Here is an 11,914-nt window from a genome sequence, read left to right as displayed (position 1 = left end):
GGTCGCCGCCGAGGGTGCCGGCGGCGACATATTTTATCAGTTGCGATGTTGCAGCTGGCGCTGAACCTCAATAAGCTCCGCGATCAACTCCCGCGCGAGCATAGAGGTCATTATATGATCCTGGGCATGTACCAGAATAAGATTAACCGGTACTTTGCCACAGCCCTCATCCATACCAATAAGCATGGTTTGTACATCATGCGCGCGTTTTGCGGCATCTGCGGCGTCCTGCATCAGCCTATCAACGTCCTGCCACACTCCTTTTCTGGCGGCTTGCAGCGCCTGCATCGCCAGACTGCGGGACTCACCGGCGTTAATGATGAGTTCCATGACGGTTGCTTCCATATCCATACGGTTTCCCTACTTGTTGAGTGAAGGTTCATCCAGCAGCGCCAGCGCCGCAGCAAGAATTTTATCGCCACGCATCATGCCGTAATCCATGCTATCGATAACGGCGACTCTCTTACCCACCGCAGCGGCCTTTTTGTTAAATTCTTCGAATTTATATTTAATCTGCGGCCCTAAAAGACAGCAATCGTAATTTGGTAACGTGCGATCAAAATCATCCATTGAAACAGCAATAATATCGACAGCAATGCCTTGCGCCGCGGCCGCTTGTTTCATTTTATTCATTACCATGCTCGTTGACATGCCGGCAGCGCAGCACAAAAATATTTTTTTCATCTTATTTACCTGTTCCTGTAACGTATTATTGATGCTTATCTTTGAGATTTTGGTCTAAAAAATTAATAATAATTTTTGATACTTCAGGCTGATACCACATCAAACCTGCGTGATCCGCCCCTTTCACCACGTAATGGGTGGACGGTATTTTTTTCGCTACCAGCGCCTCGTGTAAAAGCGTTGACTGGCTGGGTGAAACCACATTGTCGGCATCGCCGTTCATTAGCAGAAAAGGCGGCGTTTTATTCGAAATCCAGGTGATGGGATTAGCCCGTTTCGCCTTTTCGGGATAGGCGGAGATCGCGCCACCGCCTTGCCAGGGAATACCATTAACCAGCATCGCCTCTGGTATGGCCGGTGACTGATGCGCTTTTTGAATGTCCGCGGAAAAGTCAGCCCCGACTTTCGTCAGATCGGACAGGCCATAGAGATCAACCACCGCCTGCACATCGCTGCTTTGATTTGAATACTCTCCCTGGTCGAATTCCTTATGGCCGCTGGTGGTACCCACCATGGCGGCTAAATACCCACCCGCCGACTCGCCCATCACAGCGATATGGTTGGGATCGATGCCTAATTTTTCAGCATTGGCGCGTAAAAATCTGACCGCCGTTTTCGCATCTTCAACCATGCCCGGGAAAGTCACATTGGGTACGACCCGATAGGTAATGCTGGCGACGACGTAACCGGCCCGGGCAATATCGACCCGCTGACCGATGAATTTTGATTTGGGCGCATCGAGAAAGCCGCCGCCGGTAATAAATACTACTGCGGGTAACGGTTTATCAGCATAAGGCTTGAGCAAATCCATCGTTAACTGGAGCGGTCGTCCCATGATATTTTGCGTAAATGAATAGGCAATATCAGGCACCATCTCGACGGCCAGAGCGCTAGGTTTAATAACGATAGTTTTGCTGTCTGTTAAAGGTGTTTGCGCAAAAGCAGACGGAATAATAAGCATCGTCAGCATAGCAGCGACGTGTTTGTTCATAGGGTAATATCCTGTAGTGATGTAGTAATGATTCAGAACCAGACTTCCATTCGATACCCGACTCGCCACTCCGAGTCTTCCGGCAATAACGTGACCTCTTTGTCCCCGCCTGCGTAGGTAACCGTCAAACTGAGAATCGGCGCGACATACGGTAAAACATCCAGTTGCAGGGCCGGGCCGGCGGCAATTTTGTAGCCGACGCCGCTGGCACCTTCGACGCCATTTTTATTGATAGTGTTATTCACCATGACTTCATACAACATGGAGAGATTTTGGTGATGAATATTTTGTTTAACGTTTACGCCGGTAAAGATCCCGGTTTCATTTGCGGAACCATAGGTCATGTCCCCCCTGAATAACCTGTATCAGGTATAAAGGTGGTTCGGTCAGCAGTTTTTTCACGCTTGGTATATTCATAGATGAAAGCCGGCGAGACGGCAAAATCATCAAATAACGTCAAGTTTCCGTCGGTGGAAAAACGCATTGAACAATCGCCCTCTTCGCTAAGGACGGTAATACGACTGGTGTTCAGATAAGGAGCAATAACCCCTTTACCATACTGTAATTTGACTGTCGATTGTCCCTTTGCCACTCCCCAAAAAGACGGCATGCTGTATTTCGCGGAAAAACTAATTGCTTTCTGCTTGCCAGTGCCCAATGGGTCATCAATTTCTTTAACATAGGTCATACCCAGCTCTGTCTGATCGATACGATAAGCCATATCAACGATGCGCCGCGAGCCTTCTATCGCCTGCGGCGCGGTATCGCTGGACCAGTCGATCTGGTCGGTACCAACGTTCAAATCAAAATTCTTACTGTTATAACCGAGGCCGGAATCAATATGTACTTCTTTGGTATTGTAAGCGAAGATATTAATACGTTGATCGAGGTAACGACGCCCAGCCCAAATGTTTGCGCCCTCGGGAAGAAAAGAGAGCCCACCAAAGCGCCCATAATTCTGTGCCGTTTCTACCGTTTTATCGCCGTAACCCACCATTTCATAGGTGTAATCAGCCCATTGCTCGGGAGAAGCCAGCCCCTGCCATTTTTTAGTGATAGCCAGCGATGTCCAGTAATCGTGCCAGAAACTGTTTCCCAAATCGCCCATTTTGCCACGAGGATCCTGATTAGGTCCGGTGGGATCGGTATGCAACGACATGTTTTTGGGACGGTTTAGTTCGCTCTGAAAATCTCCAGCCACCATGCCATATCCATTTAACTGGAAGCTGCCGTCGTCGCTTAGATTGGCCGCATGGCATAAGGTCGCAGGCAGAAAACATGAGATAACACCTGAAATAATAATTCTGGGGTTCATTCTTCAGACTCCATCGGGTAAGAGATATAAAATAAATAAAATTATTATTTTTATTGCTTATCTGATTTTATTTAAAGAATGCCACCCGTGTTATAACCCAGCTTGCCTTTTTATATATCGGTTGTTGCCGATTTTACTTATTACAAAAACATGCAATAGCATGAACGCTGTGAGCCAATTTACTATTCAGGAGTTCAGATCACGATACTCCTTAATACTCATATTATATTTCTCTTTAAATACCTTATAACAATGCGAGGCGTTTTCATAACCCGTCATATTAATAACATCAATAATAGAGTGATTAGTATGCTTAAGGAGATGGATCAACACATCCAGGCGTTTTTCAACCAACAAATCGCTAAAGTTCTTACCAGTGAAGTCTTTTATCAGTTTACTCACCTTATAATTAGGCTGATTTAAACGACAGGAGATCTCTTTCAGGCTGGCAGTTTTATAATCGGTATCAATATATCTCAACACGGCCATGGCAAGTGATTCATTGTAACTGCCGTTGATATGGTAATCGCTGGCTTGCACATTCGAGAGCAGTTCGGTCATCAACAGTCCCACCAGGAAATTGACGCGTATCTCTTTTAAGTGGTTATTACTGTAGATCTCGCTAATGATGACATGCATAATGTTTTGAATTGCGTCGATTTCCCCCACTTTAAAGTGAATATGCTCTCCATGTTTTTTTCTGCCATTAATTGCTGAAAGGATAAAACGGGAAATGATGTTATTTTCGTCAAAAAGGGACATGAGTCGACCGAAAAATTCGGTCTTAATAATAAAATTGATGATAATATCATTCTGCCCTGCGGCTTCAATTTCGTGTCTGGCAAACTGGTTGATAAGCAGGATCTCCCCCTTACCTAAAGTGAGACTTTCTTCATTAATCTTCTGATGCATTTTACCCTGATATATATAAATAAGCTCGATAAAGCCATGAGAATGCAACGGAATTTTAGTAAATCGGGTCTGCTTTTCAATATGAATGTAGTTGTCTTTGAAAAACCTTCGCTCCATATGGCTTTTGAATTTATGACACAGTTGATAGTTAGCGCGAAGCAGTTCGAGTTCTCTATCGGTATAAGCCAGTAGCTTTTCATGAATATCATGGTGTAACATAAAAGTACCTAACTGGAGCGAACGTTTGGGTATGCACTATCATTACAATAGTACTTTTATCTCACCTGCATCGGTAATGTCATAAAAGTGATGATAGGTATCACAGTCTATCGGCGCAGGTAATTGTTTATTAAGTTGATACACTTTTGGTAATTTAAGAGTGCATTTTTTGAGGTTAAATGGCACTTTGATGACTAATTCTATGCCTTTTTTATAGCGCCGCCAGCGACACTCAATACGCCCTCTGATGGTTTGATGCCAGCAATCCACAAAGTTAATCGTGTCAGTAAAGGATGGACTGATTAAAATAACATCAGCACCAACCGCCTCCTCAGCGACGGTAATGCCGCCCAAAGCCTGAAATAGCCAACTGGAATAAGAACTGAACATCGCATGATTATTCGAACCATTCAGGTTATCACCGAAAAATTCCTTCAATGTGCTGGCATCATTTTTAAGCATTTTCTTGAATCCGGCTTCGACTCTTAACCATTCAAGGATTAATTCATTATGACCATAGCGATGAAATATTTCATAGGCAAAACTTTGGCCAAAAATCCCACAAGTGATAACATTTTGCTCTTTTTTGATGAGATCGATCAATGCATTCAATGAACTCTCGATATCATCACACAAATCGAAGTAGATTGCAAAAACAAAGCTGGTCTGACTGCGATCGGCAAAGCTGCCATCCGTATTCTTATAGAGTGATAAAATTTTCTCTCTAATTTTATTGGCCTTGCCAATATATTTTAGCCATTTTTCTTTAAAGCCAAGATCATCACATATTTTTGCGATAATTAACAAATGATAATAATAGAAACAAGCACTGGTGAAATGGAGAGCTGGCGAGCCATTTTTGTAATTACGCATATCATGAACGCGGCTTCCCCAGTCACCCAGGCAGCAGGTCACCAGGTCATCAAAGTCGCGCATTTCCAGGGAGAGGATCTGCTTCTCAAGAAATGGCAAGCTTTCGGCCAGCAGATTGACATTGCCATAATGTCGATAGTGAATGGCTATCAAATAAGGTAATACCAGTTGCCAGCCCAGGGGGCCCGTTTCCCCGCCGACTCCATTAGTCTTAATTCCCATAAATGGCGCAGTTTCCGTCACACCACCACAGGGACGAATATCATTGATAAAATCAAAGATAGTTTTCTTATAAATAGCGGCAGAGTCAAACTGATACACTTGCGACCGGGCCAACGCGACAATGTCTCCGCCATAGGCGAAACGTTCGCGGGCACAATCCCCGAAGACCGAATGAATGTTATTCAGTTTGGTTCTTTTAGCAACCTCAAAGAGCTAACGGCCCTATTTCACCGAGATCATACGGCGTTAAAATAAAGAAAGAGATCATTGAAATCAGGCCTGACATGAAGCCATCAACATCGAAATTTTTCGCTAGCGTATAGGCAACGGAGAAAGCGACAATCACGGCCAAAAAATTATTCGTGAAGGTAATCGGGATATCAAAGAAGCGAGTTAAGTTGTGTCGTAACAAAAAATCCTGATATGGAGCAAACGGAAACACTTTAACCAAAGTCGCCACAGAACTCATGATCGTTACTGGCAATATGAGCATCATACCGCTCATGATTGACTTAAGGTAGGTATTTTGACCAATGCTTTGCATCAGTTGCAAAGCCTTTTCTTGTACAATGTTGGTATGAGATGACATGTAAACAGTCCGTGATATTATTAGTTTTCAGACATATTCATTTAAGAATTCATATGCCGGCATGACATTAATGCATCATAATCTAACCAGGAAGTCAGCCTAATATATCATTATGGAGTAATACATATCGGTTGTTGTTAACTTAAATGACGGCTGTTGCCATAGTTAATATTTGTGATGTGTACTGCAGGAGGGATAAAAAATTGTCATTAAGGCTTGTAACTTCTGGACAGCATTAAGCGGCGCCGCAATACCACTTTTACCAACGGTCCAGCATCACCGGGGCTATATTGACACTCTCCCATCAGAGGGGCGTTTAGGCATTTTAGTGACAAGCCGCCAGGTCGGCGGCCCGGCCTCAGCCAAATATCCCCTGCGCCTCGGTGAAGCATTTTTCCGCCAGGGTCGAGACTGGTTCCTGCTGGCGCATAATCAGCGCCAGCTGTGAATCAACATGGGTTTCGGCGATCGGCAGAATTTCAAGATTATCGCTTAGCGCTTCGAGGCCGTTGTTAAGCGGCATAATGGCGCAGCAGATCCCCGCCTGCACCGCCTGGATAATCTGAAACGTCGAATCACTTTCAAAGACATACCTTGGCGTTAGCCCTTTGGCCTTAAAGCTGATTTCAATCGATTCCCGGTAATACATCCCCTTGGTCAGAAAGCCGAGGGGCAGCGTCGCCAGCGTCTCCCATCCCGGCGTCCCGGCGCTGAAGTCGAAATGGCGTTTATCGTGCAGCAGTCCCATCCGGGTTTGCGGCAAGCGAGCAATCTTGAACTGACCTTCATCCAGATGCTGCAGATAACAGATCCCCAGATCCAGCTGATTACGGCTGACGCCATCGATAATCTGCTCCGAGGTCATCGACAACAGGCTGAACTGCAGCGCCGGATATTTCTCCGCCAGGGGTTTAATCAACTGCATCGGATTGAGGCTCGCCAGCGGCACCATACCGACCCGCAGCTGGCCGACCATCTGCCCGCGACAGATGGCCGCCTCTGCCGCCAGGCCGTCATGAGCGGCCAGCACCGCCCTCGCCCAGGCCAGGATCCGCTCTCCCTCTGGGGTAAAACCTTCAAAGCGTTGGCCGCGCTGGATCAGCGTCAGGTTCAGCTCCTCTTCCAGGTTACGAATGCGCATGGAGAGCGTCGGCTGGGTAATATGACAGGCCGCCGCCGCCTGGCCAAAATGGCGCGTCTGATCGAGCGCGATCAAATACTTGAGTTGCTTAATATCCATTCTCTTTCCCGTTTGAACCCCGCCGTTCACCCCCGGGGCCGCGCACAGGTTACCAGAATGTTAGTTTCGCTAGCGATAAATTCAAGCGAGGACACCACGAGGTGCTGCGGGGCGCAGGACGGCGCGACGCCGCTCTGCGCTATACCTTTTTAGCGCCCGCCGGCCAGCGGACGGATCTCTTTCGAGCGCAGCGTCAGACGAACGGGAACCGACTTATACGAAGGGGTGCCGCTCTCTTCATCGAGATAGTTCAGCGGCACCAGCACGTTGGCTTCCGGATAATAGGCCCCGACGGTGCCCGGCGCGATGCCGTAGGCCACCACCGTGATATCTTCCAGCGTCAGCTCGCTGTCTGGCAGCGCGGTATGGATATCCACCCGATCGCCATGCTCCAGCCCCTGGGCGGCCATATCCTGCTCGTTCATAAACAGCACGTCGCGGCGGCCAAAGACGCCACGGTAGCGGTCATCCATCGCGTAGATGGTGGTGTTGTACTGGTCATGACTGCGCAGCGTCACCAGGCGCATCACGTCCTCACCCTCCACCACCACGTTCTCATGCACCCCTTTAAATACCGAGAACATGGCTTTACCGGTGGCGGTAGGCCAGATGCGCTCGGTCGGCGGCAGCGGCATGCGGAAGCCTCCAGGATGGCGAATGCGCTGGTTATAATTCTCGAACCCTGGAATGGTCTGTTCGATCAGATCGCGAATGCGATCGTAGTCTTCCACGAGGTACTGCCAGTCCACTTTGCTGGCGGGCAAGGTGGCCTTCGCCAGACCGGCGACAATCGCCGGCTCCGAGCGCAGCATCGGCGAGGCGGGCTTAAGCTTGCCCGACGAAGCATGCACCATCGACATCGAATCCTCGACGGTGATCGACTGCCGGCCGCTGGCCTGCAGGTCAAGCTCGGTGCGGCCCAGACACGGCAGAATAAAGGTCTCTTTCGCCGTCAGGAGATGTGAGCGGTTGAGCTTGGTGCCGACGTGAACGCTGAGCTCAAGGCCGCGCATCGCCGGGAAGGCGCGTTCGTGGTCCGGCATCGCCACGGCGAAGTTGCCCCCAAGGCAGATCAGCGCTTTGGCTTCGCCGGCGATCATGGCCTCCAGGGCTTTTACCGCATCGTGGCCATGATGCCGCGGCGGCGTAATCCCCATCACCCGCTGCAGGCTGTCGAGGAAAGCCGCGGAGGGTTTTTCGCTAATCCCGACAGTGCGGTTACCCTGGACGTTCGAGTGACCGCGCAAAGGACAGATCCCGGCCCCCGGCTTGCCGATATTGCCGCGCATCAGCAGCAGGTCGGCAATCAGACGCACGTTGGAGGTGCCTTTGTTATGCTGGGTGATGCCCATACCGTAGGTGACGATGGTGGCCCTGGATTTGGCGTAAGCCGCCGCAACCTGGTTCAGGGATTCGCGCGTCAGGCCAGACTCCTGTTCGATGTCCTGCCAGCGGGTGGCGTGGAGGTCATCGGCGAAGGCGGTGAATCCCTGGGTATGTTGGGCAATAAACGCGTGGTCGAGCACATTGCCCTGCTCCTCCTCCAGCTGCAGCAGCGCTTTGGCGATCCCTTTCAGCGCCGCCGCGTCGCCGCCGGCCCGTACCTGGTAGTAGGTCGAGGCGATCGGCGTCGAGCGCCGGGTCGCCATCTCCATCACGTTCTGCGGATCGGCAAAACGCTCCAGCGCCCGTTCACGCAGCGGATTGAAAACGATAATCGGCACGCCGCGGCGGGATAGCTCATGCAGGGTGCCCATCATCCGCGGGTGGTTGGTGCCCGGATTATGGCCGATGGAGATCACCAGCTCGGTCTGGTCAAAATCGTCGAGGGAGACGGTGCCTTTACCAATGCCGATCGACTGTGGCAGGCCCACGCTGGTGGATTCATGACACATGTTGGAGCAATCGGGGAAGTTGTTAGTGCCATACTCGCGGGCAAACAGCTGGAACAGCCACGCCGCTTCGTTGGAGGCTCGGCCAGAGGTGTAGAATTCAACCTCATCCGGCTGCAGGCCGCGGAGGATCTCGCCGATACGGGCGAAGGCTTGCTCCCACGCCACCGGACGCAGGGTATCGCTGTCCCGGTCGTAAACCAAAGGATGGGTTAAGCGGCCGTAGCCCTCCAGTTCAAAATCGCTTTTTGCCAGCAGGGAAGATACGGTATTTGCCGCGAGGAATGCGGGCGTCACCCGTTTGGTGGTCGCCTCCCAGGTCACGGCTTTGGCGCCGTTTTCGCAAAACTGGAAGGTCGATTTATGTTCTTTATCCGGCCAGGCGCAGCCCGGGCAGTCAAAACCGTCCGGCTGGTTGGTACGCAGCAGCGTGGCGGGCGCCTCAAAGGCATCCATCTGGGTGCGCACGGCGATGGCCGTGGCCTTCAACGCGCCCCACCCGCCTGCCGGACCGTCATAGGGGTGAACACCGGGAACCGCGCGTCTTTTATTGGTCATCTCTTTACTCCTGCTGCTCTGTTCTGGCTGTCTCTAGCCGAAAAAGGCGTACGACAACCCCGGCGACGAAGCGTGAATCGCATGGCGTCACCTGAAAAGAATGCTGTTTCTCAAGGATAGTACGATGGGAAAGCGTAGGTACTGCGTTTGTTAACTGAATAATAACATACACCACAATTCTGTATAATTGATGTTATCTATCAGGTGTTAAATTTAACTTATTTGCAAATTTTGCGGTTTTCACCGCGGTGCTGTGACGGATAAATTGCTACGGAAAGTGATGACCGGGCAGCGAAACCGCCCGGTGGGCCAGGCTCAGGTCAGATTGAAGTAACGGTCCGGACGCAGCGTCTCCGGCAGCGGATGCTGACCGGTCATGTCGAGCAGATTGCGCTCGATGGTATTGCACATCGCGTTCAACGGCAGGTCATTGGCTGCGGTGCCGAACGGATCTTCCAGCTCTTCCGCCAGCGAATCCCACGATAAAAAGGTGTAAGAGATAAAGACCGAGACAAACGGCGTCATGTAGTGCAGATCGCCAACCAGGGCGAACGGCAGCAGCGTACAGAACAGGTAGACGGTACGCTGCAGGATCAGGGTATAGGCGAAAGGCACCGGGGTGGTGGCCAGCCTTTCACAACCGCCCAGCACGTGCGCCAGCTCGTCGAGTTTGTTGTCCATCAGCCCGTAAGTGATGTCGCTGAGCTTGCCCGCCTCCCGCAGCTGGCCAATTTCGTTGCCGGCCAGCGGCAGGATCCGGTTGGTGGGCATTGAGCTGGCGAGGATCTCCGTCGCCCTCTCCTCCGGTAGCAACCGCCGCAGGTCAGCCGTCGGATCGGTTTTGCGCAGCTGGTGCTTCAGGCTCCAGCTAAAGGCCACCAGATAGCTGACGATGCGGCGATGGGCATCGTGTTCCGCCGGCAGGATATTGCGCAGCTGACGCACCAGCGTGCGTTCGGCGATAAGCACCGTCCCCCACAGATTGCGCGCCTCGACGAAGCGGCTGTAGCTGGCGCTGTTGCGAAAGCCGAGGAAAATCGCAATCGCAATCCCCAGCAGGCTGAACGGCGCCACGGTTAAGTGGATCCCCAGCTGTTCGTACCATTGATAGCTGATAATGGCGATGATCGACATCAGCACATTTAGCAGCAGGCGAAAGATGATTTTCGACAGCACGGAGCCGTGCCAGTCAAATAGGCGAAGAAACCAGTGTTGTTCTGGCCGAATGATCATTGTCTGACTTCCTGAATTACCGCTCTGGTCATTATCTCTGAATACAGAATAGAGATTATCTATGAGCCGATTGGTTTATTTTATCGTTAACTGCGATGGGCAGATCTGCGCCATTATTTAGCGATGGTAATGGCGTTTTTAGTATGGGCCTTTTTTATATTTCAGGCAATCAATGCGCCAGCAATAATGGCTCAGAAGAAAAAATAACCGCTGAGCCAATTCATTTTTCCGCTTATGCTACCGGGTGTATCAGACCGCTTTCGTCAACCCCTGCGCTTCGCAGGGATCGAGATGCACCATCACATTAAGCACCGGATGCTGCGCCAGCACCCGCTCCCGCGCGTGACGGGCAATCTGATGCCCTTCGGCTACCGACATCTCGCCAGCCACCTCGAGATGGACATCCACCAGCACCAGATCCCCCGCCTTACGGGTTTTCAGATCGTGGAGGCCCGCCACGCCCGGCGTGGTTCGCAGCGTATCGGCGATCGCCTGCTGCATCTCTTCATCAACCGCACGGTCCATTAAATCATGCAGCGCGCTGACGGCGAAACGATAGCCCATGCGCGCAATCAGCAGCCCCACCGCCAGCGCGGCGAGCGGGTCGAACCAGGCGAACCCGGCCAGATTACCGATAATCCCCAGGGCCACCACCAGGGAGGATGCGGCGTCAGAGCGGGCATGCCAGGCATTGGCGATAAGCAGCGACGAATTCAGCCGCCTGGCGGCCGCCAGCATATAGCGAAACAGCCCCTCCTTGACGGCCAGCGCCACCAGCGCCATCCACAGCGCCGCGCTGTGCACCGGCGGAATAGTTTGCGGTTGCGCGAGATGGCCCGCCGCGGACCATAGCATGCCACCCCCGACGAGCAGCAGCATCGCGCCGATGATTAGGGAGGCGCCGTTCTCATAGCGCCAGTGGCCATAGTGGTGATCGTGGTCAGACGGTCGACGGCTCTTTTTATTCGCCATCAATACCACGCCATCGGCGACCAGATCGGAAAAAGAGTGCATTCCGTCGGCAATTAATCCCTGAGAGCCGGAAAATATTCCCACGACTACCTGTAAGGCAGAAAGGAAAATATTAACCACCACGCTAACAAGGGTACTCTTTCGCGCCTGCACCGAACGCTCATGATATTTATTATCATTTTCAAAATTATGTTGTGTCATTATTTCTCTCCCT

General features: G+C 51.1%; 9 protein-coding genes and 3 pseudogenes. All 12 read right to left on the bottom strand.

The genetic code is table 11. The annotated features are described in order from the left end of the window. Positions 1–36: 36 nt before the first annotated feature. On the bottom strand, positions 37–351 hold the full coding sequence (locus LPQ25_RS12490; RefSeq protein ID WP_004180041.1) for a PTS lactose/cellobiose transporter subunit IIA: 315 nt from the start codon (positions 349–351) through the stop codon (positions 37–39). A 9-nt stretch (positions 352–360) separates the two neighbouring features. Beyond that, positions 361–684, bottom strand: coding sequence for a PTS sugar transporter subunit IIB (locus LPQ25_RS12485; protein WP_004180042.1), 324 nt, complete (start codon positions 682–684; stop codon positions 361–363). 35 nt (positions 685–719) lie between these two features. Then, positions 720–1,675 (bottom strand): annotated as a pseudogene (locus LPQ25_RS12480) (alpha/beta hydrolase fold domain-containing protein). A 32-nt stretch (positions 1,676–1,707) separates the two neighbouring features. Continuing rightward, positions 1,708–2,019 carry a hypothetical protein gene (locus tag LPQ25_RS12475; RefSeq protein WP_014343097.1) on the bottom strand — a complete coding sequence of 104 codons (312 nt, stop codon included), beginning with the start codon at positions 2,017–2,019 and terminating at the stop codon, positions 1,708–1,710. Beyond that, a complete protein-coding gene (locus LPQ25_RS12470) occupies positions 2,016–2,990 on the bottom strand; it encodes a carbohydrate porin (RefSeq protein ID WP_226651186.1) in 975 nt (324 codons plus the stop codon). Before LPQ25_RS12470 ends, LPQ25_RS12475 begins: the two co-directional genes overlap by 4 nt. A 186-nt stretch (positions 2,991–3,176) precedes the next feature. Further along, positions 3,177–4,121: an AraC family transcriptional regulator gene (locus LPQ25_RS12465; RefSeq protein WP_004180047.1), complete on the bottom strand. Its 945-nt coding sequence runs from the start codon at positions 4,119–4,121 to the stop codon at positions 3,177–3,179. 42 nt (positions 4,122–4,163) lie between these two features. Beyond that, positions 4,164–5,429, bottom strand: a pseudogene (locus tag LPQ25_RS12460) (alpha-L-rhamnosidase-related protein); the annotation flags it as partial. Position 5,430: 1 nt separating this feature from the next. After that, positions 5,431–5,760: pseudogene (locus tag LPQ25_RS12455) on the bottom strand (PTS transporter subunit EIIC); the annotation flags it as partial. 403 nt (positions 5,761–6,163) lie between these two features. Continuing rightward, positions 6,164–7,045 (bottom strand): LysR family transcriptional regulator, encoded by an 882-nt coding sequence (locus tag LPQ25_RS12450; protein WP_014907538.1) that lies wholly within the window; start codon positions 7,043–7,045, stop codon positions 6,164–6,166. A 149-nt stretch (positions 7,046–7,194) separates the two neighbouring features. Continuing rightward, a complete protein-coding gene (locus LPQ25_RS12445) occupies positions 7,195–9,495 on the bottom strand; it encodes an FdhF/YdeP family oxidoreductase (protein ID WP_014907537.1) in 2,301 nt (766 codons plus the stop codon). Between the two features lie 315 nt (positions 9,496–9,810). Next, entirely contained in the window at positions 9,811–10,728 is a 918-nt protein-coding gene (locus LPQ25_RS12440) for a bestrophin family protein (RefSeq protein WP_014907536.1), read from the bottom strand. A gap of 249 nt (positions 10,729–10,977) precedes the next feature. Next, entirely contained in the window at positions 10,978–11,901 is a 924-nt protein-coding gene (locus LPQ25_RS12435) for a cation diffusion facilitator family transporter (protein ID WP_004151892.1), read from the bottom strand. Positions 11,902–11,914: the final 13 nt, after the last annotated feature.

This window comes from Klebsiella sp. KPN54798 (assembly GCF_021184225.1).
Lineage (GTDB): Bacteria > Pseudomonadota > Gammaproteobacteria > Enterobacterales > Enterobacteriaceae > Klebsiella > Klebsiella pneumoniae.
This window is presented reverse-complemented; position numbering and strand designations above follow the sequence as displayed.